Source organism: Paracoccus everestensis, from assembly GCF_021491915.1.
Classification (GTDB): Bacteria; Pseudomonadota; Alphaproteobacteria; order Rhodobacterales; family Rhodobacteraceae; genus Paracoccus; species Paracoccus everestensis.
This window is the reverse complement of sequence record NZ_CP090836.1, coordinates 1477449-1503669: the sequence shown is the minus strand read 5'-3', so window position 1 is coordinate 1503669 and position 26221 is coordinate 1477449. Positions and strand designations below refer to the sequence as shown.

At 64.4% G+C, this 26221-nt stretch carries 22 protein-coding genes and 1 pseudogene; 10 read left to right on the top strand and 13 right to left on the bottom strand.

Going from position 1 to position 26221, the window contains the following annotated elements:
• The first annotated feature begins 58 nt into the window (after positions 1 to 58).
• Together LZ585_RS07410 and LZ585_RS07405 are read left to right on the top strand one after the other, a co-directional pair.
• Complete coding sequence (locus tag LZ585_RS07410) at positions 59 to 1468, top strand: dihydrolipoyl dehydrogenase (RefSeq protein WP_234852982.1); 1410 nt, start codon at positions 59 to 61, stop codon at positions 1466 to 1468.
• An 11-nt stretch (positions 1469 to 1479) separates the two neighbouring features.
• Positions 1480 to 2238 (top strand): hypothetical protein, encoded by a 759-nt coding sequence (locus LZ585_RS07405; protein WP_234852981.1) that lies wholly within the window; start codon positions 1480 to 1482, stop codon positions 2236 to 2238.
• On the opposite strand, the gene LZ585_RS07400 is transcribed toward LZ585_RS07405, so the two are convergent.
• Positions 2235 to 3098 (bottom strand): NAD(P)-dependent oxidoreductase, encoded by an 864-nt coding sequence (locus LZ585_RS07400; RefSeq protein WP_234852980.1) that lies wholly within the window; start codon positions 3096 to 3098, stop codon positions 2235 to 2237. The two genes, LZ585_RS07405 and LZ585_RS07400, sit on opposite strands and share 4 nt — an antisense overlap.
• 152 nt (positions 3099 to 3250) lie before the next feature.
• Between LZ585_RS07400 and LZ585_RS07395 the strand changes: the two genes are divergently transcribed.
• Positions 3251 to 5668: a penicillin acylase family protein gene (locus tag LZ585_RS07395; RefSeq protein ID WP_234852979.1), complete on the top strand. Its 2418-nt coding sequence runs from the start codon at positions 3251 to 3253 to the stop codon at positions 5666 to 5668.
• Positions 5669 to 5835: 167 nt separating this feature from the next.
• Here the strand turns inward: LZ585_RS07395 and ribD are convergent, their stop codons facing one another.
• The 7 genes from ribD to LZ585_RS07360 all read right to left on the bottom strand — a co-directional run bounded on the left by ribD (position 5836) and on the right by LZ585_RS07360 (position 14003).
• The gene (gene ribD / locus LZ585_RS07390) at positions 5836 to 6819 is read right to left on the bottom strand and encodes a bifunctional diaminohydroxyphosphoribosylaminopyrimidine deaminase/5-amino-6-(5-phosphoribosylamino)uracil reductase RibD (RefSeq protein ID WP_234855780.1); all 984 of its coding nucleotides are present in this window, start codon (positions 6817 to 6819) and stop codon (positions 5836 to 5838) included.
• 28 nt (positions 6820 to 6847) lie between these two features.
• On the bottom strand, positions 6848 to 7312 hold the full coding sequence (gene nrdR / locus LZ585_RS07385) for a transcriptional regulator NrdR (RefSeq protein WP_234852978.1): 465 nt from the start codon (positions 7310 to 7312) through the stop codon (positions 6848 to 6850).
• Between the two features lie 120 nt (positions 7313 to 7432).
• Positions 7433 to 7855, bottom strand: coding sequence for a secondary thiamine-phosphate synthase enzyme YjbQ (locus tag LZ585_RS07380; protein WP_234852977.1), 423 nt, complete (start codon positions 7853 to 7855; stop codon positions 7433 to 7435).
• Positions 7852 to 9282, bottom strand: a complete 1431-nt coding sequence (gene rmuC / locus LZ585_RS07375) for a DNA recombination protein RmuC (RefSeq protein ID WP_234852976.1) — start codon at positions 9280 to 9282, stop codon at positions 7852 to 7854. Before rmuC ends, LZ585_RS07380 begins: the two co-directional genes overlap by 4 nt.
• A gap of 105 nt (positions 9283 to 9387) precedes the next feature.
• Complete coding sequence (rpoD, locus tag LZ585_RS07370) at positions 9388 to 11361, bottom strand: RNA polymerase sigma factor RpoD (protein ID WP_234852975.1); 1974 nt, start codon at positions 11359 to 11361, stop codon at positions 9388 to 9390.
• Between the two features lie 141 nt (positions 11362 to 11502).
• Positions 11503 to 13386 carry a DNA primase gene (gene dnaG / locus LZ585_RS07365; protein ID WP_234852974.1) on the bottom strand — a complete coding sequence of 628 codons (1884 nt, stop codon included), beginning with the start codon at positions 13384 to 13386 and terminating at the stop codon, positions 11503 to 11505.
• Between the two features lie 32 nt (positions 13387 to 13418).
• Entirely contained in the window at positions 13419 to 14003 is a 585-nt protein-coding gene (locus LZ585_RS07360; protein ID WP_234852973.1) for a TetR/AcrR family transcriptional regulator, read from the bottom strand.
• A 75-nt stretch (positions 14004 to 14078) separates the two neighbouring features.
• On the opposite strand from LZ585_RS07360, the gene LZ585_RS07355 reads away from it, so the two are divergent.
• From LZ585_RS07355 to gluQRS, 5 genes and pseudogenes are all read left to right on the top strand, one after another.
• Positions 14079 to 14327: a hypothetical protein gene (locus LZ585_RS07355; RefSeq protein ID WP_234852972.1), complete on the top strand. Its 249-nt coding sequence runs from the start codon at positions 14079 to 14081 to the stop codon at positions 14325 to 14327.
• Positions 14328 to 14383: 56 nt separating this feature from the next.
• A complete protein-coding gene (locus LZ585_RS07350; RefSeq protein ID WP_234852971.1) occupies positions 14384 to 15592 on the top strand; it encodes an alpha-hydroxy acid oxidase in 1209 nt (402 codons plus the stop codon).
• Between the two features lie 65 nt (positions 15593 to 15657).
• Positions 15658 to 16278, top strand: coding sequence for a 50S ribosomal protein L25/general stress protein Ctc (locus tag LZ585_RS07345; RefSeq protein ID WP_234852970.1), 621 nt, complete (start codon positions 15658 to 15660; stop codon positions 16276 to 16278).
• Positions 16279 to 16370: 92 nt separating this feature from the next.
• Positions 16371 to 17707 (top strand): annotated as a pseudogene (gene trmFO, locus LZ585_RS07340) (methylenetetrahydrofolate--tRNA-(uracil(54)-C(5))-methyltransferase (FADH(2)-oxidizing) TrmFO).
• On the top strand, positions 17689 to 18534 hold the full coding sequence (gluQRS, locus tag LZ585_RS07335) for a tRNA glutamyl-Q(34) synthetase GluQRS (protein WP_234852969.1): 846 nt from the start codon (positions 17689 to 17691) through the stop codon (positions 18532 to 18534). Before trmFO ends, gluQRS begins: the two are co-directional and overlap by 19 nt.
• Here gluQRS and hisI read toward each other — a convergent pair.
• Positions 18531 to 18887, bottom strand: a complete 357-nt coding sequence (gene hisI / locus LZ585_RS07330; RefSeq protein ID WP_234852968.1) for a phosphoribosyl-AMP cyclohydrolase — start codon at positions 18885 to 18887, stop codon at positions 18531 to 18533. The two genes, gluQRS and hisI, sit on opposite strands and share 4 nt — an antisense overlap.
• Before the next feature lie 61 nt (positions 18888 to 18948).
• On the opposite strand from hisI, the gene LZ585_RS07325 reads away from it, so the two are divergent.
• A complete protein-coding gene (locus LZ585_RS07325; RefSeq protein WP_234852967.1) occupies positions 18949 to 19389 on the top strand; it encodes an iron-sulfur cluster assembly scaffold protein in 441 nt (146 codons plus the stop codon).
• Positions 19390 to 19735: 346 nt separating this feature from the next.
• Positions 19736 to 20693 (top strand): IS630 family transposase gene (locus tag LZ585_RS07320; RefSeq protein WP_139086627.1). Its coding sequence is split into 2 segments (ribosomal slippage): positions 19736 to 20077 and positions 20079 to 20693, totalling 957 coding nucleotides; the frame shifts between segments, so codons are not numbered across the junction.
• A gap of 12 nt (positions 20694 to 20705) precedes the next feature.
• On the opposite strand, the gene recG is transcribed toward LZ585_RS07320, so the two are convergent.
• From recG to sciP, 4 genes are all read right to left on the bottom strand, one after another.
• Complete coding sequence (gene recG / locus LZ585_RS07315; protein ID WP_234852966.1) at positions 20706 to 22802, bottom strand: ATP-dependent DNA helicase RecG; 2097 nt, start codon at positions 22800 to 22802, stop codon at positions 20706 to 20708.
• Positions 22799 to 24985: an NAD-dependent DNA ligase LigA gene (gene ligA, locus LZ585_RS07310; RefSeq protein ID WP_234852965.1), complete on the bottom strand. Its 2187-nt coding sequence runs from the start codon at positions 24983 to 24985 to the stop codon at positions 22799 to 22801. The genes recG and ligA overlap by 4 nt, the downstream gene beginning before the upstream one ends.
• A gap of 92 nt (positions 24986 to 25077) precedes the next feature.
• Entirely contained in the window at positions 25078 to 25785 is a 708-nt protein-coding gene (ctrA, locus tag LZ585_RS07305; RefSeq protein ID WP_234855707.1) for a response regulator transcription factor CtrA, read from the bottom strand.
• 95 nt (positions 25786 to 25880) lie between these two features.
• Positions 25881 to 26156 carry a CtrA inhibitor SciP gene (gene sciP, locus LZ585_RS07300; protein ID WP_234855706.1) on the bottom strand — a complete coding sequence of 92 codons (276 nt, stop codon included), beginning with the start codon at positions 26154 to 26156 and terminating at the stop codon, positions 25881 to 25883.
• Positions 26157 to 26221: the final 65 nt, after the last annotated feature.

Sequence of the window (26221 nt, the reverse complement as noted above, 5' to 3'; positions counted from 1 at the left end):
CGGCAAGGAACCCCTGCCCGGGTCTGCGGTTCTATTCCCGAACCAGCAGGAGAAGACCATGCCCGATACCAAGCCCGATCTGTCCTGCGACGTGGCGATCATCGGCGCAGGCACGGCGGGACTGGCTGCGGAACGGGCGGCGCGGCGGGCGGGCGCGCGTACCTTGCTGATCGACGACGGGTTCACCGGCACGCTGTGCGCCACGACCGGCTGTATGCCGTCCAAGCTGCTGATCGCTGCCGCCGGCGCCCATGCCGACCTGCACAAGGCCCGGCTGATGGGCATCGACATTCCGGCGGCGCAGGTGGACGGGCGGCGGGTCATGGAACGGCTGCGGTTTGAACGTGACCGCTTTGTCGCAGCCACCCGCAAGGGGATGGAAAGCCTGCCCGATGGCGCTCGGATCGACGCCCGTGCGCAGTTTGCGGCCCCCGACCGGCTGGAACTGGATGATGGCCGCCAGATCGCCGCGAAGGCGGTGGTGATCGCCACCGGATCGGCCCCGGTGATCCCGAAGCCTTATCGCGATCTTGGCCCCCGCGTGCTGACCAACGACACCGTGTTCGAAATGCAGGATTTGCCCCGCAGCATGGCTGTGATCGGCGCCGGTCCGCTGGGTGCGGAACTGGCGCAGGCCTTCGGGCGGCTGGGGGTTCGGGTGGCGCTGTTCGACCAAGGCGACCGGCTGGCCAAGATCCGCTGCGACCGGGTGCATGACGCGTTTCGCGAGCTTTACGCCCGCGATGTCCCGCTGCATCTGGGCTGCGCCCCCGAACCTTCTGCGCAGGGCGACGGGATACGTCTGGCCTGGAACGGCCAGCATCAGGATTACGATTGCGTGCTGGTCGCGACGGGCCGCGCGCCTGCCTTGGACGGGTTGAACCTGGATGCGGCCGACCTGAGGCTGGATGACAGGGGCGTTCCCGATTTCGACCGCGACACCCTGCAATGCGGGAACAGCGCCATCTTCATCGCAGGCGACGCGGATGCCGATGCCCCGGTCCTGCACGAGGCATCGCTGGAAGGCGCCATCGCAGGGGCCAATGCGGCCCGCTATCCCGATGTGGCGCCTGCCGACCGCCCGCCGCTGTTCGCCATTACCTTTACCGATCCGCCCGTCGCGGCCATCGGTGCCGCGCCCGACAAGACCGCGATCCACGGCTTTGCCGATTACTCCGACCAGGGCCGCGCGCGGATCGAGGCGCGGGCCGGTGGAATGCTGCGTCTCGGCTCCGATGCCCAAGGCAGGCTGACCGGCGCCGACCTGGCCGTCCCGGGGGCCGATCACCTGGCGCATCTGCTGGTCGCGGCCGTCATGAACGGCAGCACGGCCAGTGACCTGCTGGACTTGCCCTTTTACCACCCCACGCTGGAGGAAGGGATGAAGCCCGCCCTGCGCGCTATCTGCAAGGCGGCAAGCCTTCATCTGTCCATCAGCCGCGACAGCGGCAACCCGCCGGGGGCATGATGTCTGAACGCATGATCGATCTGGGGAACGGATTTTGGAACATCCGCGGCACGCTGCGGATCGGCGGGGTGGTGAATGTCGGCACGCATTCTTCGCTGGTGCGCCTGTCATCCGGGGGATTCGTGTTCCTCGATTCCTATGGCTTTGCGGATGAAGTGACCCAGCAAGTCATGGCCCTGATAGATGGAGGCCGGGCGGTGCAGGCGATCCTGAACCTGCATCCGTTCCACACCATTCATTGCGAAACGATGCACCGGATGTTCCCGCAGGCCGAACTGTTCGGATCGGACCGCCACCGCCGCAAATGGCCCGACCTGCCTTGGCAGCCGCAGGCGGTCGAATCGCCCAAGGTTGCGGCACGGTTCCCGGACCTGCGATTTTCGCTGCCGGACGGGATCGACTACATCTGCCAGAACGAACGGGTCCATGCCGGGTCGCTGCTGGCCTTCCACCCCGCAAGCCGCAGCCTCCATGTCGATGACACGCTGAACGTGCTGCCGATCCCCGGTCTGGTGCGGCGGCTGCTGCGCCTGCCGCGCCTTGCCTTTCACCCGACCCTGGGACAAGCCTTGCTGGACCGTCCCGGCGCGGCACAGGATTTCCGCGCCTGGGCCTTGCGGATTGCAAGGGAATGGGGCGATGTCCAGACCGTCTGCGCCGCCCATTCCGCAACGCTGGCAATCGCGCCGGGCAGCTTTCCACACCACATTGACCAAGCCCTGGCCCGCGCGGAACCCGCCTTGAAACGGTTCGAGGCAAAGCGGTCCTAACCCAGTCGCGCGATCAGGGACGAGGTGTCCCAGCGGCCTCCGCCCATGCGCTGCACATCCTTGTAGAACTGGTCGACAAGGGCGGTCACGGGCAGAGACGCCCCTACTTCGTCCGCGGCGGCCAGGCAGATCGCCAGATCCTTGCGCATCCAGTCCACCGCGAAACCATGTTCGAAATGGCCCTGGTCCATGGTCTTATGGCGGTTGGCCATCTGCCAGCTTCCGGCGGCGCCTTGGCTGATAACCTCGACCACCTTCTCGACCTCCAGTCCAGACTTCTTGGCAAAGGCCAGCGATTCTGACAGCGCTTGGACCAGCCCGGCGATGGCGATCTGGTTGCACATCTTGGTAATCTGGCCCGCGCCGACATCGCCCATGCGGCGGCAGATCCGGGCATAGGCCGCGATCACGGGGGCAGCCGCGTCGAAATCCGCCTCGGCACCGCCGCACATCACGGAAAGCTGCCCATTTTCGGCCCCTGCCTGTCCACCCGACACGGGCGCATCGACATAGCCCAGGCCCATTGCCTGCGCCGCCCCGGCCAGTTCGCGCGTGACTGCCGCCGACACCGTGGTGTGATCGACAAAGATCGCGCCGGGCCGCATCCCGACGAATGCGGCATCGGGACCAAGGCAGACATGGCGCAGATCGTCGTCGTTGCCCACGCAGGCCAGAACAAAGTCGGCATCCTGCGCAGCCTGGCGCGGAGTTTCGGCAAGGGCGCCGCCATGCCGGGCCACCCAGGCTTCGGCCTTGGCGGCGGTGCGGTTGAAGACGGTCAAGTCGTGGCCCGCAAGCTTCAGATGCCCCGCCATCGGCGCCCCCATGACGCCAAGTCCCAGAAATGCCAGCTTTGCCATATGTCCCTCGATCTGCCGCAGTGGATGGCACCCCACATTGAACTGGTGACGCGCCTGATTTATGCAGCACCCCAACATTCCAGCGCGCCATGGTCAAGCGCACAGGCACCCCCACGACAGGCAGCGGACCGGCCCATGGATCATCCTCCGACATGCTGACCCTTTTCCGCTGGCTTTTGCGCCTGACCGTCGGGCTGATCGTGCTGCTGGTGCTGGCCGCGGTCCTGGCATGGTATTTCGCGGTCCGGTCCCTGCCCGACTATAACGCCACCGTGCAGGTCCAGGGCATCCTGGCCCCGGTCGAGATCGTGCGGTCCACCGAAAACGTCCCCCATATCTTCGGCCAGACGGACGAGGATGTGTTTCTTGCCCTGGGCTTGGCCCATGCCCAGGACCGACTGTTCCAGATGACCCTGCTGCGCCGCGCAGCACAGGGACGCTTGTCCGAGGTTTACGGCCCCGGTGCCTTCCCCGCCGACGACCTGGCCCGGCGCCTGGAGCTTTACCGCAACGCCGCCAGCTCGGTGGATTCCCAGGACCAGGCCACCCAGGCGGCGCTGCGCGCCTATGCCGAGGGTGTGAACCAGTGGATCGCCCAGGTCAACAAAGGCGCGCTTGGGCGCGGCGCGCCTGAATTCTTTGTCCTTCCCCAGGAAATCGCCTATTGGCAGCCCGCCGATTCGCTGGCGATCCTGAAGTTGCTGGCGGCAGCCACCAGCAATTCTGCGGCCGAGGAGATCCTGCGGGCACGCCTTTCGCTGACATGGCCGGAGCGCGGGTCGGATCTGCTGTTCGGCGAAGGCAATTCCGCCGCCGCCCTGCCCCGCTATGCCGACCTGTTCCCCGGCGCCCGCCTTGCCCCTCCCGAGGCGCGGCTGGGCGATGCCTCCGTGCGCGACGCCGCCGGTTTCATGCGCCCGAACCAGGGGCTTGGCGCCAATGCCTTTGCTGCCGGCGCCGACCGCACGGCTGCGGGCGGCGCGTTGCTGGCAAACGATCCGCAAAGCCCGCTGATCGCGCCCTCGCTTTATTACCTTGCGCGGCTGCAACTGACGCCGGGGGGGGTGATCGGGGCCACGGTGCCGGGAATGCCGGTGATCTTTTCGGGGCGCAATCCGCAACTGGCATGGGGCATCGCCCCCGCAGCTACTGACGATGCCGACATCGCCATCGAGGAAATCCAGCCCGGCAAAGCCGACCGTTATCGCGGCGCCGAAGGCTGGACCGAATTCACCACGCGACGAGAGTTGATCCGTATCCTGGGCGAACCAGCCCGCGCCATCACCCTGCGCAGCAGCCGCAACGGACTCCTGGTGCCGACGCTAGATCCCGGTCTTGCCGATGTGACGCCGCTGGGCCATGTCCCCGCGCTGCGGTGGACGGGGCTGTCGGCCACGGACACCACCATGTCGGCGCTGATCGGACTGATGCGCGCCACCGATGCCGACAGCGCAGCCACCGCGCTTGGCCGTGTCGTGGCGCCTGCGATGGCAGTCACGCTGGCCGATGGGGATGGCATCCGGCAGGTGACGGTTGGCGCCATGCCGCAACGGGCGGCGAACCATCCCACCGGTGGCGCGCTGCCGGTTCCCGGCTGGCTGGCCGAGGGCGAATGGGCCGCTATGGTGCCTGTCACCCAGGACAGCCCGACCCCGGAAAACCTGGCCTTTGCAACCGAGGAGCGCGGCCCCCTGGCCCTGCGGCGCGCCCGCCTGTCCCATCTGCTGAACGACCGAGAGGTTCATTCCCGCGACAGCTTCATCGCGGCGCAACTGGACATCGTCAGCCCAGCCGCGCGCGCCCTGCTGCCCTTGGTCGGCGCCGATCTTTGGTTCACGGGCGAACCCGCCGCCGCAGGCACCCCGGAACGCCAGCGGCAGGATGCGCTGAACCTGCTGGCCGAATGGGACGGCGCCATGAGCGAGCATCTTCCGGAGCCCTTGATCTATTCCGCCTGGATGGCCGCCCTGCAAGACCGCCTGATCCGGGACGAGCTTGGCCCCCTGGCAGACGACATTCGCATCCTGCATCCGGGCTTTATCGATTCCGTCTTTCGCAATCGCGATGGCGCAGGCGTATGGTGCGATGTCGTCCAAAGCGCCCCGCCCGAGGATTGCACAACCGTCGCGCGGCAGGCCCTGGACCGAGCCATCCTGGATCTGACGCAGCAATTCGGTCCGGATGTGACAAGCTGGCGGTGGGGCGACGCGCATCAGGCACGCCATGTCCATCCGGGGCTGGGGCAGATCCCGGCGCTTGGCTGGATCGTGAACCTGTCGCAAGCGATTTCCGGGGGCGCCTTCACGGTTTCCCATACCGGAATGCTGGGGATCGGGACGGACCGCTTCGAGGCGCGCACCGGTCCCGGCTATCGCGGCGTTTACGACCTGGCCGATCCCGACAGTTCGGTCTTCATCACCTCGACCGGGCAATCGGGCCATCCCCTGTCGCGCCATTACGACGATCTGGCCGGGCTGTGGCGGCGGGGCGAATATATCGGAATGTCGCTGGACCCCGCACTTGCCCGCGCGGCAGCCACCGGTGTCACCCGCCTGGAACCCGCGCCCTAGGGACATTCGAACAGCACGACTTGGCGGATCGCCTCGCCCCCGATCAAGCAGGTCGAACCCCCTCGTTGATCTGATCAAGCGTCAGGGTCAGCGTTCTCAGCCAGCGGCGCGGCAAATCCGGCTGTTGCCGTGAAGGCGACGAGGTTTATAGCCGTTAAGGGACTGCTTCATCCTGTGACGCGTCGCCAGCGGTGGAACAGGTCGTCGCCCAGGCGCCGCGTCTCGACCAGGCGAAAAAGGGGGGCGTCGGACAGGTGCGCAAGCGGCATCGGGCCAACAGCCGTCCGGCCGTCCCCGCCCAGAACGATCCCGGCGGTATAACCGATCACCTGATCGACCAGCCCCGCCTGCAACAGGGACGCAGCCAGAACCCCTCCGCCTTCGCAGAACACCCGTGTAATGCCCTTCTGCGCAAGCTGCGCAAGGGCATCCTGCGGGGGGGCGTCGATCCGCAACAAGGCGCCGTGCATCGGGCCTTCCCCGGGCAGATCGGGCAAGGGTGCCGAGGACAGCACCACGCGTACCGGCTGCCGGGGCGTGGTCAGCCCGCGCACGTTCAGCGACGGACGGTCGGCACGGGCGGTGTTTCCTCCCACCATTACCGCATCATGGATCATCCGCATGGCATGAACGTGCAGCCGCGCTTGCGGACCGGTGATCCACTGGCTTTCACCGCTGGCCGTGGCGATACGGCCGTCAAAGCTGGTCGCCAGCTTCAGCGTCACGAAAGGCCGCCCGGTCAGGACGCGCGACAGGAACCCCGCCTGCAGTTCCTGCGCTTCGACCTGCCGGATGCCCATGGTCACCGCGATCCTTGCATCCTGCAGGATCCGGTGCCCGCGTCCGGCGACGCGCGGATCGGGATCGGTCATGGCGGACACGACGCGGGCAATTCCCGCCGCCACAAGGCCGTCCGCGCAAGGCGGCGTCCGCCCATGATGGGCGCAGGGTTCCAGCGTGACATAGGCCGTCGCCCCTCGCGCCAAGGGGCCGGCCTGGTCCAGGGCCATTCGTTCTGCATGGGGGCGCCCGCCGGGCTGGGTCCAACCCCGCCCCACAATACGCGTGCCCTGCACGACCACGCAGCCAACCGCCGGATTGGGCCAGACATTGCCAAGTCCTCGCCGCGCAAGGCGCAGGGCATGGGCCATGTGGCACAGGTCTTCCGCAGGGGTCACGTCAGTCGTTGCCGGGCACGGGGCGCAGTTCTGACACAAACTTGTCGAAATCGTCCGCGTCCTGGAAGTTCTTGTAAACGCTGGCAAAGCGGACATAGGCGACATTATCGATGCGCGACAGGGATTCCATCACGATCTCTCCGATCATCTTGGAGGGGATGTCGGTTTCGCCCGTGCTTTCCAGGCGCCGGACAATGCCGCTGATCATCTGTTCAATACGCTCGGGTTCCACCGGGCGTTTTTGCATGGCGATGCGGATGGAGCGGGCCAGCTTGTCGCGGTCGAAATCCTCTCTCCGGCCGCTGGACTTGACGACGACCAGATCGCGCAGCTGCACCCTTTCATAGGTCGTGAACCGGCCCCCGCAGGCGGGGCAGAAACGGCGGCGGCGAATGGCCACATTGTCTTCGGCGGGGCGTGAATCCTTGACCTGGGTATCGACATTTCCGCAAAACGGGCAGCGCATCCAGTTGTCCCCTTCGCCCCGACAATCACCAGCACTATAGGATATCGGCAGGATTTGGGTAGTATTATCGGCGAGGCACAAAATGTTCCTGGGGTGGGCTGTGACGGGAATGCCTCGGGGTCAATTGCCTTGGAACAGGGCTGCAACCTCTCGCCTGTGGGCCGCCCGGCGGTGTTCGACCAGATAGACGCCCTGCCAGGTGCCCAGCATCATCCGGCCCCCGGCCACCGGGATTTGTAGGCTGACGGGCAGCACCGCCGCCTTCAGGTGGGCCGGCATATCGTCAGGGCCTTCGTCGCGATGGCGCAGCCATGACATGGTCGGGTGATCGGCGGGCGGTGCAATGCGGTCAAGCCAGCCCAGCAGGTCGGTCTGCACATCGGGATCGGCATTTTCCTGGATCAACAGCGAACAGGACGTATGACGCACCATCAGGGTCAGCAGCCCGTCCCCGGCACCCAGGTCGGACAGCCAGGCCGCAACGTCCCGGGTGAAATCGTGACAGGCGGGGCCGTGCGTCCCAATGGTGAAGATGCGGTTCATTCGGCAGCCTCCGGCGGCTCCAGCCGGAAGGCATTATCGTCGTCATGGCTGGTTTCGATGCGCTTTTGGGTCCGCGCGCCCAATTCGCGCAACATCTCGACCTGGCGAATGACATTGCCCGATCCCCGGCACAGCCGGTCCATGGCCTGCCCATGCGCCCGGCCTGCCTGGTCCAGGGCGCGGCCCACGCCTTCCATGGATTCCACGAAGCCAGCCACCTTGTCGTAAAGCTGGCCCGCACGCTTGGCGATCTCGGTCGCATTCGCCTCTCGCCGCTCGACGGCCCAGATATGCTCGATGGTGCGCAGGGTCAGCATCAGGGTCGTGGGCGTCGTCAGGCCCACGCGGCGTTCCATGGCAAAGCTGGCCAGCGTCGGATCGGCCCGCAACGCTTCGGAAAGGGCGCCTTCGATGGGGATGAACATCAGGACGTAATCGACCGATCCGTCGTCCATCCGGTGATAGCCCTTATCGCCCAGCGTCACCACATGGTTGCGGACTGCGGCAACGTGGCGGCGCAGGGCAGCCTGAACCTCGGCCGGATCCTCGGCGTTGACCGCAGTCTCGTAATCGTTCAGCGACACCTTGCTGTCGATCACCATGACCTTGGCGCGCGGCATCCTGACCACCACGTCGGGACGCCACCGCTTGCCGTCCTCGTCCGTCCAACTGGATTGGGTGTCGTAATGGGTGCCCGCGATCAGGCCCGAATCCTCCAGCAACCGTTCCAGCACCATCTCGCCCCAGGCGCCCTGCCGTTGCTTGTCGCCTTTCAGGGCACGGGTCAGGTTCACCGCCTCGCGAGAGATATCCTCGGATCGCTGGTGCAGAAAGACGATCTGTTCGCGCAGTCTTGCACCTTCCTCGTCCAAGACCTTGTTTCTGGCTTGCAATTCCGTCTGGAACCGATGTACTTGTTCACGGAACGGGTTCAGCAGAGCGGACAGTTGTTCGCCCTGGGCCTTTTGCAGATCCCCCTGCTGGACGCGAAGGGTTTCCGTCGCCATCAGCCTGAACTGATCGGTCATTTCCGCGCGCAATTCGCGCAGGGTCAGGATTTCACGAGCCGCAGCCTCGCCGTCCTTTTCGGCGCGCAGCCGCGCCTCGGCCAGTTCGGTGCGGGACGCGGCCAGTTGTTGCCGGGCTTGGTGCAGGGCGTCGGCAAGCCCGTCGCGTTCCTCGGACAGTTCGGAGAGGCGCGCGGACTGGCCGTCAAGCCGGGCTTCGTGCTGACCCGCGCGGAGCGCCAAGGCCCGAGACTCCTCGCCCAAGGCGGACAACTGCAATGCGAGATCAGAGGCGCGGGTTTCCGCTGAATGACGGGCCTTTCGCCAGCCCATCGCCAGAACGGACAGGGTCGCCAGCATTGCCACGACGGCAATCAACAGGATGCGAAGGACGGCAGGGTCTTCAAGCAGGCTTGGCATCGGCGCCCTCACGAACAATCAGGGATAGTGTTCATGGTTTGTGCCGAACTTGCAAGCAGCGTGGCCCACGACCCCGCCCATGACGGCAAGGCCGTGGATTAAAGGTCACTGGTCCAAGAAGGACCGCAGCTTGCGCGACCGCGACGGATGCTTCAGCTTGCGCAGCGCCTTGGCCTCGATCTGGCGAATCCGTTCGCGGGTCACGCTGAACTGCTGGCCCACCTCCTCTAGCGTGTGGTCGGTGTTCATGCCGATGCCGAACCGCATCCGCAGAACCCGTTCTTCGCGCGGCGTCAGGGATGCCAGAACGCGGGTCGTCGTTTCCTTGAGGTTTTCCTGGATCGCGCTTTCCAGCGGCAGGATCGCGTTCTTGTCCTCGATGAAGTCGCCAAGCTGGCTGTCTTCCTCGTCCCCGATGGGGGTTTCGAGAGAGATCGGTTCCTTGGCGATCTTCATCACCTTGCGAACCTTTTCCAGCGGCATCTGCAGCTTTTCGGCCAATTCCTCGGGCGTGGGTTCCCGGCCAATCTCGTGCAGCATCTGGCGGCCGGTGCGGACCAGCTTGTTGATCGTCTCGATCATATGGACCGGAATGCGGATCGTGCGCGCCTGATCCGCGATGGACCTGGTGATAGCCTGGCGGATCCACCAGGTCGCATAGGTGCTGAACTTATAGCCGCGCCGGTATTCGAACTTGTCCACGGCCTTCATTAGGCCGATATTGCCTTCCTGAATAAGATCAAGGAATTGCAGGCCCCGGTTCGTGTATTTCTTGGCGATGCTGATGACCAGGCGCAGGTTCGCCTCGACCATTTCCTTCTTGGCCTGGCGGGCTTCCTTTTCGCCCCGCTGGACCTGGGACACGATCCGGCGGAATTCCTCGATATCGACGCCGACATATTGGCCGACCTGCGCCATTTCGTTGCGCAATTCCTCGACCTTGTCGCGCGACCGTTCGAACAGCGCCTGCCAGCCACGGCCCGCCTGCTGAGTCATGCGATCGACCCATGCGGGGTCCAGTTCGGTCCCGCGATAAGCGTCGATGAATTCGCGGCGGTTGATGCGGGCGGCATCGGCAAGCTTCACCATGCCGCTGTCGATGGTGACGATCCGGCGGTTGATGCCGTAAAGCTGATCGACCAGGGCCTCGATCCGGCTGCTGTTCAGGTGCAACTCGTTGACCAGGCCCACGATGCGCGACCGCAGCACCTGATAATCGGTTTCCGCACTGGCCGAAAAGCTGTTGTCCTCGTTCAGCGTGGCCGACATCCGCTGGTCCTGCATCGCCGCCAGCGTTTCATAATCATGTGCGATCCGCTCAAGGGTTTCCAGAACCTTGGGCTTGAGGCTGGCTTCCATCGCGGCCAGCGACAGGTTGGCGCCTTCGTCCTCGTCCTCGTCCTCCTCGCCCAGGATCGGATTGCCGTCGGCATCCAGTTCCTCGCGCTTTTGACCGGTTTCGGCAGGGGCGGTTTCGTCGGACAGTTCCTCCTCGTCGCCCTCCTCGTCTTCAAGCGACTGGCCGAAGGTGGTTTCAAGGTCGATCACGTCGCGCAGCAGGATCTCCTCGTCCAGAAGCTCCTCGCGCCACATGGTGATGGCCTTGAAGGTCAGCGGGCTTTCGCACAGGCCCGCGATCATCGTGTTGCGGCCGGCCTCGATCCGCTTGGCGATGGCGATCTCGCCCTCGCGGGACAGCAATTCGACCGAACCCATTTCGCGCAGGTACATACGCACCGGGTCGTCGGTGCGATCCAGCTTTTCGGTTTCCGAGGTCGAAACCGCCACCTCGCGAGAGGTCGATCCGACCACGGCGATGGCCCCGCCCTCGGGTTCCTCTGCCGCATCGTCGTCCTCGATCACGTTGATGCCCATTTCCGACAGCATCGACATCACATCCTCGATCTGTTCGGACGAGGCGTGTTCGGGGGGAAGGGCAGCGTTCAACTGGTCGTAGGTGATATAACCGCGTTCGCGCGCATCGGCGATCATGCGTTTGACAGCTGCCTGGCTCATGTCCAGCGAATGGGCGTTGTCATCCTTGTCGGTCTTGTCGTGATCGTCGTCCTTGGCGGCCATCAACGGCTCCCTTCTTCAGGCGGCGATTCGCGGAAACGGCGAATCACTGAAAATCTGTTCCATATTTAGCGTGGCCAACCCCCGAATCAAAGGGCACGCGACGCGCCTGATTCGTACAAGCCGCGAATCAGCCGTAAGTGGTCAGCGGCGCGGCGGTTTGCGCCAGATTTGGCCATCGACAAACTGCGACAACTGGTCGGACAAGGCCTTCTGATCCTTGTCCAAATCCATTGCGTCGTCGTCATCGAACCTTTCGATCCGGTGACGCGCTTGTCCTATCTGCCGAAAGCGCCAAGTCAGTCCTTCGTCGGCCTCGCCGCTTATTTCATTCTCTGCCCGCAGGATTTCCTTTTCTGAAATCTTCCTAGCTTCCAGGCGATCCAGTGCCTCGTGCAGATAGGCGGATGCCTCGGCCGGGGTCTTCTCGGCTATTTGCATCGGGATCAAGTTGGGATCGGCCTGCAGTGTTTCAAGGCCGCGCTTGCCCAAGATGCTTCGGGTATTGCTCAGCAGATCGAACAGCAGGGCCGCGCGTTCCGGGTGTTGGGGTGCCAGACGTTCCAAACGCGTTTCCACCTGTTCGATCAGTTCGGGATGCAACGCGCAGATCAGCAGGCTAGCGCCTTCCAGCAGGATGCCGGCGGCCAAAGGATCGATGGGGGTGACGGAAATAGGCAGCGCAGGGCGTTGGTTTTTCGCGCCGCCCCGACCGTTGAACTTTCGATCCCCCCGGCGCGCACTGTTGCCAAACAGTTCCCACCGCTTGCGCCGGAACTCCTCGGTGTAATGATTCCGTGTCCGTTCATCCGGGATTTTCGCGACCGCATCCGCCAGCCGCTTGTCCAGGGCCGCCTTGCGTTCGGGGCTGTCAAAGCTTTGACCTTCGGTTTCGCGCGACCACAAAAGATCGGCCAAGGGACGTGCACCATCCAGAAGCACGCCCATGGCGCCCGGTCCCGCCGCCTTGATCAGATCGTCGGGATCCTGACCTGCGGGAAGAATAACGAACCGCAACGCCTGTCCCGGCCCGGTCATGGGCAAGGCAAGGTCGATCAGCCGCTGCGCCGCACGCTGTCCCGCCGCATCTCCGTCAAGCGCAATCACCGGTTCGGGCGAAACGCGCCACATCAGGCGCAACTGATCCTCGGTAATGGCGGTGCCCAGAGGGGCCACGGCGCCCTCGAACCCCGCACGGACCAGGGCGATCACGTCCATATAGCCCTCGGCCACGATCAACCGCTGACCCTTGGCAACCGCCGCGCGGGCAGGACCAAGGTTGTAAAGGTTGCGTCCCTTGTCGAACAGCGGCGTTTCCGGGCTGTTGAGGTATTTTGCCCGCGCATTCGGATCCATCGCGCGGCCGCCGAAACCAATGCAGCGTCCCTGCCCGTCGCGGATCGGAAAGATGATGCGGCCGCGGAACCGGTCATAGGCCGCGCCGCCATTGTCCGGCCTGGCCGACATCCCCGATTCGACGATCAGCGATTCGTCAAAGCCCTTGTCGCGCAAGGCACTGGTCAGCGCAGTGCGGCTGTCGGGGGCAAAGCCGATCTCGAATCTCTCCAGGGCCGCTTGATCCAGGCGGCGCCGGGCCAGATAGTCTCGCGCCTCGGCGGCGGCACCTGTCTGCAATTGCAGGCGGAACCAGCGGCAGGTAGCCTCGGTCACCTCCAGCAGACGGGTGCGCCGGTCGGTCCTTTCGCGGGCACGGGGGTCGGGTTCCGGCATCTGAAGCCCAGCCTCGGCCGCCAGCAGCTTGACGGCCTCGATGAACTCCATCCCGTCGGCTTCCTTCAGGAAGGTCAGCACGTCGCCTTTGGCATGACAGCCAAAGCAGTAGTAAAAGCCCTTTTGGTCATCGCAATGAAAACTTGCGGATTTTTCCTGGTGGAACGGGCAAGGCGCCCACCAGTCGCCGCGCGCCTGGTTCGACTTGCGCAGATCCCACACGACCTTCTTCCCGATCACGCGGCTGATCGGGACACGGTTGCGAATCTCGTCAAGAAAGCCGGGGGGAAGACTCATGGGGTGATTATCGGGCTTGGCGGGCATCAGCGTCAATGCGCGCCGACAGCCCCCCGCGCAAGGCCCCAATAGATGTCGCCGATCCGGCGGCGGTCCAGGCGCCCCCCCTCGCGGTACCAGTTGGTCACTCCTGTCAGCATGGCAATCAGCGCCATGGTCGCAAGCCTTGGATCGTCAAGGCGCATCACGCCCGCCGCCACCCCGTCACGCAGGATGGATTCCAACGCCGCCTCGTATTCGCCGCGCAGGGCAGCAATCCGGGCGAAATTGTCGGGCGTGAGGTTGCGCAGTTCCATATAGGACAGGAACACCGCGTCGGCGTGATCCAGGCTGGTGTCGATGTGAAAGCGGACGAAATGTTCCAGCCGCGCCAGGGGATCGCCGGGAACATCGGTCCAAGCGCCCAGCAGTTCCTGCATATGGGCTTCCAGCAGGTCGAACAGCAGCGCCTGCTTGTCGGGGGTATAGGCATAGAGCGCCCCTGCCTGCACCCCAACGGCCGATGCGATCTGGCGCATGGATACGGCAGCAAAGCCCTGCCGCGCGAACAGGCGGCGGGCATGGGTGCGGATCAGGGGGCCGGTGACATCGGCACGGGAACCTTGGGTGCGGGCCATGGGGTCTTCTAGCGCGCGCGGCGGCGGCGGGAAAGTCTGTTGCCCCGCAGTCAGCCCCGCCGTAATCATGGCGCCATGAAACACGCCCTGATCCTGACCTGCGCCGCGATCCTATCCGCCTGCACGGGCGATGCAGAGCCTTATCCCCGGTTGCTGCCGACCGACGAAATCCTGGCCGAACCCGCCCTGCCCGACTATGCGCCCCAGGCAGCCGTCGATGCCGAGGCCGAGGCCCGGGCAGATGCGCTGCGGCGGCGCGCCGATGCCCTGCGCAGCCCGGTGATCGAGCCCGAAACCCTGGCGCGCATCCGCGCGCAGCAATGATTGCCGATCGCCTGCGGCTCTGGTAAAGAAATTTGACCAATCTGCGGAGTAGCGCCATGCCAGTCATCACCTCGATCGAGGATCTGAAGCGGATGCACCGCGCCCGCGCGCCCCGGATGTTCTATGATTATGCGGAATCAGGCAGCTATACCGAACAAACCTTCCGGGAAAACACGACCGACTTTGCCCGGCTGAAGCTGCGGCAAAAGGTGGCCGTGGATATGTCGAACCGCAGCACGGCATCCGACGTCGTAGGTCTGCCCGCAGCCATGCCCGTGGCCCTGGCCCCCGTGGGAATGACGGGGATGCAGCACGCGGACGGAGAAATCCATGCGGCCCGCGCGGCGGAAAAGTTCGGGGTGCCCTTCTGCCTGTCCACGATGTCGATCTGCTCGATCGAGGATGTGGCGGAACATACGACCAAACCCTTCATGTTCCAGCTTTACGTCATGAAGGACCAGGATTTCCTGGCCGCCATCATCGAGCGCGCGAAAAAGGCCAATTGCAGCGCCCTGGTGCTGACGCTGGATCTGCAAATCCTGGGCCAGCGGCACAAGGATCTGAAGAACGGCCTGTCCGCCCCGCCCAAGCTGACCTTGCCAACGCTGCTGGATCTTGCCTTCCGTTGGCGGTGGGGCATGGGGATGCTGCAAACCAGGCGGCGCGGCTTTGGCAATATCGTGGGCCATGCCAAGGGCGTCGGCGACACCTCGTCCTTGATGAGCTGGACCGCCGAACAATTCGACGAACGGCTGGACTGGGACAAGATCGCGCGGATCCGCGATCTGTGGGGCGGCAAGCTGATCCTGAAAGGGGTGCTGGATCCCGATGATGCCCGCATTGCCGCCGATTTCGGGGCCGACGCGATCATCGTGTCCAACCATGGCGGACGGCAACTTGACGGGGCCTTGTCCTCGATCAGGATGCTGCCGCATATCGTCAAGGCCGTGGGCGACCGGGTCGAGATCCACATGGACGGCGGCATCCGGTCGGGCCAGGACGTGCTGAAGGCGCTTGCGCTTGGGGCGCATTCGACCTGGATCGGGCGGGCCTGGCTTCATGGTCTTGGCGCGATGGGCGAGGCGGGCGTCACCAAGGCGCTGGAAATCATTCGCAAGGAACTGGACATCAGCATGGCGCTGTGCGGCGAACGCAACGTCAAGGACATCGGGCCGCAGAACGTGATGATCCCTCAGGGCTTCCTGGACGAATACGACGTGCAGGCGCCGATGAGGGCTTCACAAATCGCCCCTGTTGCCGTATAGGCCGCGACCTGCTGCCATGCACCCTTGGAGGATGGCGGCGTCCACAACTGAGTTAGGAAAATATCATGGCCAAAGAGATCCCTGATCTGGTGGCCGAGCCGCGCGCGGGGTCAGGCAAGGGGGCCGCCCGCCAAGCTCGCCGCGACGGTAAGGTACCCGGAGTCGTCTATGGCGACGGCAAAGACCCGGTCAACGTGCAGTTCGACTTCAACAAGCTGCTGACGCAACTGCGCGCCGGTCGCTTCATGTCCACGCTGTTCAACCTTCAGGTTGAAGGCCAGGAAGACGTGCGCGTCATCTGCCGCGGCGTGCAAAAGGATGTCGTCAAGGATCTGCCGATCCATATCGACTTCATGCGCCTGCGCCGCACGTCCAAGGTGAACCTGTTCATCCACGTGGACTTCATCAACCACGACAAATGCCCCGGCCTCAAGCGCGGCGGCACGCTGGTGACGGTGCGCCCCGAGGTCGAGTTGGTCGTGACGGCGGGTGACATCCCCGATCACATCACCGTCGATCTGGAAGGCCTGAACGTCGGCGACACGATCCATATCGAGGACGTGAAGCTGCCCGAAGGCGCGAAGCCGACCATCGACCGCAACTTCGTGATTGCCAACATCGCCGCCCCCTCTGCGCTGCGCTCGGGCGGTGACGAGGAAGAAGCCGAAGCCGCAACCGAGGAGTGATCCCGGCTGCCGCAGGCAATATCGGGCGGTGCCGCTGGCGCCGCCCTTTTCATTTGCGGGCCGCTTTGCTAGCCCCGCCGCAGGAGGTTGTCATGGAACCAGTCCACATCATCGGCGCAGGCCTGGCCGGGTCCGAGGCCGCCTGGCAGGTCGCCCGCGCAGGTGTCCCCGTCATCCTGCACGAGATGCGCCCGGCCAAGGGCACCTTCGCCCACAAGACCGGCGATTGCGCGGAAATGGTTTGTTCCAACAGCTTCCGGTCCGACGATGACGTGATGAACGCCGTGGGCCAGTTGCATTGGGAAATGCGTGCGGCCGGCGGGCTGATCATGGCCAATGCCGACCGCCACAAGCTGCCCGCAGGCGGCGCCCTGGCAGTCGATCGCGACGCTTTCTCGGCGGCCGTGACCCAAGCCTTGCAGGCCGAACCGCTGATCCAGATCGTCCCGGGCGAAGTAACGGACCTGCCCGACACGGGCAACTGGATCGTGGCTACCGGGCCGCTGACCTCGGACAGCCTCGCGAGGGCGATCCGGTCGGTCACGGGCACGGATGCCCTCGCCTTCTTCGACGCCATCGCCCCCATCGTTCATGCCGACACCATCGATATGTCGGTGGCCTGGGAACAAAGCCGATATGACAAGGGCGAGACCGAGGCCGAGCAAAAGGCCTATATCAACTGCCCCATGACCCGCGACCAATACGAGGCTTTCATCGACGCCCTTCTGGCCGCCGACAAAGCCGAGTTCCACGAAGGCGAAACCGCCGGTTATTTCGATGGCTGCCTGCCGATCGAGGTGATGGCCGAACGCGGGCGCGAAACCCTGCGCCATGGGCCGATGAAGCCGGTGGGGCTGACCAATGCCCACAAGCCCGAAGAAAAAGCTTATGCGGTGGTTCAACTTCGGCGGGATAACGCCTGGGAACGCTGTATAATATCGTAGGCTTCCAGACAAAGATGAAATACGGCGCCCAAACCCAGGTGTTCCGCATGATCCCCGGGTTGGAAAATGCCAGCTTTGCGCGGCTTGGCGGAATCCACCGCAACTCGTTCCTGAACTCGCCCACGCTGCTGAATGACCGGATGCGCCTGCGCCTGCGTCCCAACCTGCGCTTTGCGGGCCAGGTCACCGGGGTCGAGGGTTATGTCGAAAGCGCGGCGATGGGTCTGCTGGCGGGCCGGATGGCCGCCGCGCAAGCGCAGGGCCGCGACCTGCCGCCCCCGGGTCCTACGACCGCGATGGGGGCCCTGGTCAGCCACATCACGGGCGGGGCCGAGGCCAAGACATTCCAGCCGATGAACGTGAATTTCGGCTTGTTCCCTCCTCTGGAGGAAATGCGCAGCGGCAGGAAGGGACGCAAGGATCGCTACCCGGCCTATACCCAGCGGGCCAAGGACGATTTCAGCGCATGGCTGGCCGCACAGTAACCCGCTTTGCACCCTCGCCCACGGGATTGCTGCATCTGGGCCATGCCTATGCGGCGCTTGTGGCGGAACGGCTGGCCGATCCCGGACAGTTCCTGCTGCGGATTGAGGATATCGACCGCGACCGCTGCCGCCCCGAATGCGAGGCAGCAATTTACGAGGATCTGACCTGGCTAGGCTTGGCCTGGCAGCGCCCGGTGATGCGGCAATCGGATCGGATGGCGGCTTACCGCGACGCGCTGAAGCAGCTTGCATCCCTGACCTATCCCTGCCGCTGCCGTCGGGGCGATATCCGCGCGGCGCTGTCGGCCCCGCAGGAAGGCGCCCTGCCGGCCGGGCCTGACGGCCTTGTTTATCCCGGCACCTGCCGGGGGCGCAGCATGGCGGATGCGGGGCCGGACGATGTGATCCGCCTGGACGCCGCCCGCGCGCTGGATGCCCTGGGCATCGGCCGCGTCGCCTTCCGGGACCAAACCATTTTGCCCGATGAAGATCACGCACTGTCTCGTGATCAGTTCCTGGACGGCATCGGCGACGTGATCCTGTCGCGGCGTGGCATGGGAACGTCCTATCATCTGGCCGTGGTCGTGGACGATGCCGCACAGGGCGTCACCATGGTCACGCGGGGAAAAGATCTTTTCGATTCAACCTACATACATGTGCTTCTTCAGAAATTGCTGAACTTGCCCACTCCCCGGTATCACCACCACCGCCTTATTCGCGACGATGCCGGCAAGCGGCTGGCCAAGCGCGACGATGCCCGCGCCATCCGCCATTACCGCGACGACGGCGCAACCCCGCAGGACATTCGCCGACTGGTGGGGTTCTAGCTCAGGGGCGCCAGGATCTCGACCTCGGCCCCGTCACGGATTGCGGTGTAAAAGCAGCTGCGCCGGTTGGTGTGGCACGCGGGTCCGGTCTGGCGCACAAGCACCAGCAGGCAATCGCTGTCGCAATCCACCCGCAGTTCGACCAGTTCCTGCACATGGCCCGAGCTTTCACCCTTGACCCAGAATGCCTGCCGCGACCGCGACCAATAGGTGACCCGCCCGGTGTCCAGCGTCCGCGCCACGCTTTCTGCGTTCATCCAAGCCATCATCAAAACTTCGCCCCCGTCGGCATCCTGCGCAATGGCCGGGATCAGGCCATGGGCGTCGTATTTCAGGCGGGCAGGATCGAACATCGGGTTTCCTTTCGCGGGTCGCGTCCCTATCTAGGCAAAGTGCAGCGCAGGGGAAAGACCGATGGCCGACAGCGACCTGATGCAGCTTTATTCCCGCAGGATCCTGGCGCTGACGACCGCCATCCCGCACCTGGGGGCGCTGCCCGCCTTCGACGGCAAGGCCATGCGCAGGTCGCCGCAATGCGGATCGTCTGTCACGGCCTATGTGGCGATGGATGGCGACCGAATCGCCGATTTTCGGCAAGAGGTGCGGGCCTGCGCGCTTGGCCAAGCCTCGGCCTCGGTCCTGGGGCAGGCAGTTGTCGGGCGAAGCCGGGCGGAAGTTGCCGCCACTCGCGATGCCTTGCGGACGATGCTGACGGATGCGGGGGATCCCCCCGCCGCGCCATTCGCGGATCTCGAGGCGCTGTTGCCTGCGCGGGATTACCCCAATCGCCATGCATCCATCCTGCTGGCCTGGGATGCCACGCTGGATGCCATCGACCAAGCCACGCAGTTATGAAAAAGCCGGTCCCGTGACAGGACCGGCAGGTGCGCGTGCTGGGGATCGACGGGCGCACAGGCAAGCGCCGTCAGGGCAACGCGGGGCAGAGATCAGGCCTGCAGGATCGCAGGCAACCACAGGACAATGATAGTGGTGACGGTCAAGGCGGTCACACCCAGAAGATCGCATATGAAATCACGGGACATGGGCAACTCCTTCGTGTTGCCTATTTGTTCTCATTTTCAGAACGATTCGTAAAGAACATTTTAAGAACATTTTAGAGCGTATTGCGGCTTTCCCGATTCAGGATACCCCTGTGGCTTGATCTGTGATTCCCTGCCTGCATGACAGGTGGAGGGATGATATGGGCAGACCGCATCCTATGGCGCTCCGAGAGCGCGTTGTGGCATTTGTGGAGGAAGGGAACTCGCACCGTTCAGCCGCTGCGCGGTTCCGGGTTTCGGTGAAGTTCGTCAACGACATGGTGATCCTGAAGCGCGAGACGGGCGGGTTAGCTCCGCGTGCCCAAGGCCATGGTGGTGGTCATGGCAAATTGGTTGGTGTGGGGGACTGGATCACCGCGCGCATGAAGGCGAAGCCCGATCTGACGCTGAACGACCTGGTCGGCGAACTTGCGGATCATCACGGCATCGCCATTCACCGTGTCTCGGTTTGGCGGTTTTTGCGCGGTCTCGGGCTGACACACAAAAAAAGACCTGCAAGCCCTCGAGCAGAAGCGGCCTGAGATCCGGCAGGCACGCCATATCTGGATCACACGACGCCAACCGTTCATGCGCAGCGCGTTGACGCGCCTTGGTTTCATCGACGAGACGTCGCTGAAGACGAACATGGCCAAGACCACCGGATGGTCTCCAAAAGGCGCGCGCCTTGTCGACCATGCGCCCTTCGGCCACTGGAACACCCAGACCTTCATCGCCGCCCTGCGCCATGACCGGCTGGATGCGCCCTGGGTGATCGACGGTGCCATGAACCGCGAACTGTTCGAGCTCTATGTCGAAACCCAACTGGCCCCGACACTGCGACCCGGCGATGTGATCATTCTGGATAACCTGTCATCGCACAAGAGTCCCAAGGCAGCGGCGACTATGAGCGCCGTTGGCGCGTGGTTCTTGTTCTTGCCTCCCTACAGTCCGGATCTGAACCCGATCGAGATGGCCTTCGCAAAGCTCAAGGCCCTGATCCGGAGAGCCGCCGCGCGAACCTACGAGGCTCTCTGGCACGCCGTCGGGCAGGTCTGCGATCTTTTCACCGATGAGGAATGCTACAATTTCTTCAAAGCCGCCGGATATGAAACCGATTAGACGCAACGCGCTCTAGCCAACCGAGATCAAACGGATCGCCTCGTCCTGGCTCATCAACCACATCAGCATCCGAACGGCCTGCCCTCGTGGGCTTTCCAAGGCAGGATCGCGGTCCAAAAGATTGCGGGCATCCTGCCGCGCCACGGCCATCAGCCCGGCCTGGTGCTCCAGATCGCCGATGCGGAACCGGGGCAGGCCCGATTGCGCAGTGCCGATCACGTCGCCCGCCCCCCGCATTTCCAGATCGACCTCGGCAATGCGGAAACCGTCCTCGGTGTCGCGCAAGGTGGTCAGGCGCCGCGCGCCGGTTTCGTTCAGGGGCGAATGATACATCAACAGACAGGTCGATGCCCCCGTCCCCCGCCCAACCCGGCCGCGCAACTGGTGCAACTGGGCCAAGCCGAAACTTTCCGCGCGTTCGATCACCATGATGGTGGCTTCCGGCACATCCACGCCAACCTCGATCACCGTTGTCGCCACCAGAAGCCGCGCACGACCGCTGGCGAAATCGGTCATGGCGGCGTCGCGCTGATCTGCAGGCATCTGGCCGTGTACCAGCCGCACGATGTCACCAAACTGCGCGCGCAGCGACTGGAACCGCGCCTCGGCCGCGGTCAGATCCGTGACCTCGCTTTCCTCGACCAAGGGACAGACCCAATATGCGCGCGCGCCCTGATCCAGAACGTGGCGCAGCCGGGCCGTCACCTCGTCCAGACGGCCATCGCCAATCATCACCGTGGTGATTGGCTGGCGCCCCGGCGGCTTTTCATCCAGGATCGAGATGTCCAGATCGCCATACTGCGTCAATGCCAGCGAACGCGGGATCGGCGTCGCGGTCATGATCAGCATATCGGGCGGAACTTGGCCCTTGGCCGAAAGTTCCAGCCGCTGCGCCACGCCGAAGCGGTGCTGTTCGTCGATGATCGCCAGCCGCAGGTCGTGGAATTCGACGCCACGCTGAAACACCGCATGGGTGCCGACCAGGATGTCGATGCGACCCTGGGCCAAATCTTCCAACAGTTGACCGCGCAAATCGCCCTTGTCGCGCCCGGTCAGTGCCGCCAACCGAATGCCCGCCGCGCTGGCCAAGGGTTCCAGCGCCCGGGCGTGTTGGCGGGCCAGGATCTCGGTAGGCGCCATCAGCACCGCCTGCCCGCCCGCCTCGACCGCGACAAGGGCAGCCAGCATCGCGACCAGCGTCTTGCCTGATCCCACATCGCCTTGCAGCAAGCGGTTCATGCGTCCGTCGCCCGCCATGTCGGCCGCGATTTCCCGAGTCGCGCGCATCTGGGCACCCGTCGGCGGCCAAGGCAGGTGATCCAGAACCGCCCGGCGCAACCGGCCATCGCCTGCGCTGCGCCGCCCCCGCAGACGACGCCTTTCCCGCCGCACCAGGGCCAGTGTCATCTGATGGGCCAAAAACTCGTCATAGGCCAGCCGCGCCCGTGCCGGTGCTTCGGGCGACAGATCGCGCATTGCTTGAGGCTCATGCGCGTGTCGCAGTGCCGTCGTGAAATCCGGCCAGCCGCGCTGCGCCACAAGCTGCGGGTCGATCCATTCCTGCGTCTCGGGCAGACGGGTCAAGGCGGCCTCGACGGCCTTGATCACGACCTTGCGCGTCAACCCGGCCGTCAGGGGATAAACCGCCTCGAATTCTGGCAGGGGCGGGTCGTCCTCGCGCTGAACATGGTCGGGGTGGACCATCTGGGCCAGGCCGTCGAACAGTTCGACCTTGCCGCTGACGATACGACGCGCGCCCGGCGGAAGCTGGCTTTCGATCCACTCCTTGCGCGGGTGAAAGAAAACCAACGTCAGATCCCCTGCCCCGTCAGAGCAATGAACCCGCCAGGGGCGCCCCTTGGCAGCGGGTGGGTAATGACGACCCACGGTGACGGCGATCGTCACCACCTCGGGCGGACGGGCATCGCTGATGCGCGCGATCCGGCGACGGGTAACGCCGCTGGTAGGCAGGGTCAGGATCAGGTCGCGCGGACGTTCGACACCCATCTGCGCCAAGGCGTCGCGGCTTTTCGGACCTACGCCCGGCAAGGTGTCGATGGCGGCGAACAGCGGGAAAAGAGCAGGCGGGCGTCCCTTTGGCTGCGTCATGCGCCGCCCGCGATGCGCAACCATTCGTCTTCGTCGATCACGGCGACGCCCAGTTCGGTGGCCTTTGCGGCCTTGGATCCTGCCCCCGGCCCCGCGATCAGCAGGTCTGTCTTAGCGCTGACGGATCCGGCCACCTTGGCGCCCATCGCCTCGGCCCGGGCCTTGGCCTCGGCCCGGGTCATGCGTTCCAGGGTGCCGGTGAAGACAATGGTCTTGCCGCTGATCTCGGTCTGCTGGACCTGTCGGGCGGCGGCGGGGATCACCGTTATCTGAGCGATCAGGCGGTCGATGCTGGCACGTTCGGCGGCCTGGGTCAGGGTGGTGACAAGCGACTGAACCAGCACCGCGCCGATGCCGTTGATCGTGGTCAGTTCCGTCCAGTTGGGGCTGTCGGCCAGAACGGCCCGGCGGGCCTTGTCGTCGGCGGCAAAGGCGGGTTCAAGCGCGGCGGCGTCCACGGCCGCGATCAGCGCGTCCCATGTGCCGAAATGCCGCGCAAGGATCCCTGCCGCAACCTCGCCCACATGGCGGATGCCAAGGGCGAAGATTAGGCGTTCCAGCGGGATGCGACGCTTGTCCTCGATGGCGGCGAACAGTTTTTCGACGGATCGGGCGCCAAAGCCTTCGCGGTTCTTCAACCTGGCAATGGAACGGGCATCGCGTTGGGCCAAGGTGAAGATATCGGCGGGTTCGCGGATCGGCAGGGTGGCGTCGGCAAAGAACATCTCGACCTGCTTGGCGCCCAAGCCGTCGATGTCAAAGGCCGCGCGGCTGACGAAATGCTTCAGCTTTTCGATGGCTTGGGCTGGGCAAACCAGTCCGCCGGTGCAGCGGCGAACCGAATCGCCGGGTTCCCGGATCGCATCGGATCCACATTGCGGGCAGGTTTCGGGGAAACAGTACGGCTGCTTGTCGGGCTGTCTGCGGGACAGATCGACATCGGCGATCTTGGGGATAACATCGCCCGCGCGGTAAACCTTGACCCAGTCGCCCTCGCGAATGTCGCGGCCCTCGCGGATCGGCGCGCCGTTGCTGTCGCGCCCGGCGATGTAATCCTCGTTGTGCAGGGTGGCATTCGACACCACCACTCCGCCCACCGTCACCGGTTCCAGCCGCGCGATGGGGGACAGCGCGCCGGTACGGCCAACCTGGATGTCGATCCGGTCCAATCGCGTCCAGGCGGTTTCGGCGGGAAACTTGTGTGCAAGCGCCCATCGCGGCGTGGTCGAACGGTATCCGAGACGGGTCTGATAGGACAGGTCGTTGATCTTGTAGACCACCCCATCGATGTCATAGCCCAGCGTTGCGCGCTGTTGTTCGATATCTGCCCAGACCGCCAGCATCTGTTCCGCGTCATGGCACAGGCGCGTCAGCGGGTTCGTCTGGAAGCCAAGCGCCGCAAGCCGATCGACAGCGCCCCTCTGGGTCGCGGCCAGCGGTTCGCTGACCTGCCCCCATCCATAGGCGAAGAACCGCAAGGGGCGCGAGGCGGTCACGTTCGGGTCGATCTGGCGCAGCGATCCGGCGGCGGCGTTGCGGGGATTGGCAAAAATCCGGCCCCCTTCGGCTGCGTTCAGGCGTTCGAAATCGGCATGGCTCATGTAGACTTCGCCCCGGACCTCAAGAATGGCGGGGGCGCCAGTCAGCCGGTGGGGAATGTCGGGAATGGTGCGGGCGTTGGAGGTGACGTTTTCACCCACCGCGCCGTCGCCGCGCGTTGCGGCCTGAACCAGCACGCCGTCCTCGTATCGCAGGGACAGGGACAGGCCGTCAATTTTGGGTTCGGCGGTAAAGGCCAGATCCCCGTCGCGCAGACCCAGAAAGCTGCGGACGCGCGCTACGAAATCCGCCACGTCCTCGGCGTCGAAGCCGTTTTCCAGCGACATCATCCGCTGCGCGTGCGTGACCTTGCCGAAACCTTCGGCCGGCGCGGCCCCGACCGCCTGCGTCGGGCTGTCCGGCCGCGCAAGCTGAGGAAAGGCGCGTTCCAGCGCCAGCAGCCGCTGTTTCAGTGCGTCATATTCCGCATCCGTCAGGACCGGGGCATCCTTAAGGTGATAATCCTCGTTCGCCTGGGCGATCTGGGCGGTCAGGTCGGCAATTTCATCGCTCGCGCGCTGTTCGTCAAGCGTGGCCGGATCCGGTCGCGCCGTTACGCTGTCATCCTGCCTTGCATCCGTCATCGCTGCCTCCGCCTTCCGTCTGTCTGCTCTATACGACGTTCGGCAAAGGGTTTTACAGGGGCTGCCGCAAGGATCCTGCGGCAGCCGCCCGGTCAGGCGCCGATCGCCAGGCGCTCGGCATTGGGGGCGGGTTCGCGCAGGACATAGCCACGGCCCCAGACGGTTTCGATATGGCTTTCGCCGCCGATCGCCTCGGACAGCTTTTTACGCAACTTGCAGATGAAGACGTCAATGATCTTCAGTTCCGGTTCGTCCATGCCGCCGTAAAGGTGGTTCAGGAACATTTCCTTTGTCAGCGTCGTGCCCTTGCGCAGGCTGAGCAGTTCCAGGATCTGATATTCCTTGCCGGTCAGGTTCACGGCCTTGCCCTTGACCTGGACCGAGCGCGCATCCAGGTTCACCACGATTTCGCCGGTCTTGATGATCGCCTGGCTGTGGCCCTTGGACCGGCGGATGATCGCCTGGATACGGGCCTGCAATTCCTCGCGGTTAAAGGGCTTGGTCATGTAATCGTCGGCACCGAAGCCAAAGCCGCGCAGTTTGCTTTCGGTATCGTCGGACCCGGTTAGGATCAGGATCGGCGTGTCGACGCGCGCCAGCCGCAGATGGCGCAGAACCTCCATCCCGTGCATATCGGGCAGGTCGAGATCCAGAAGGATCAGGTCATAATCATAAAGCTTGGCAAGGTCGATCCCTTCCTCGCCCATGTCCGTTCGAAAGACGTTGTAGCTGGCGGCAGTCAACATCAGTTCGATGGCCCGCGCCGTGCTGGGATCATCCTCAACCAACAGAATTCTCATAATATATGCCCCGATTCGTGTATTCGCTGGATTCGACCATCGACCCATAAGGTTAATATGTTGTTACCACGATCTGTTGATTGATCTCGCGCAATCTATGGTTGCCGAAAACGCTGGATGGCCGTTATCTTCAGGGCAGCAGGACCATGATACTGCACGGCCTTGATCCAGCTGCCAAATTCCTCCTCGGACAGGCCATAGCGCCGCAAGGCTTCGTCCTTGGTGATCAGGCCATGGATCACAGCGTTCACCACGGTTTCCTTGCGGCTAGCCACCCATCGCGTCTGATCGGGAGGCAGATCCGCAAGCGTGAGGATCCTGCCGCAGGGCAGTGTCACAATGCGAGGTGCGTCGGTTTTCTTCAAGAACATCCCACCTGTCCTATGTCGCGTATGGACAACATTGGCCCGGATCCTCTTAAGGCTCGATTGACCGT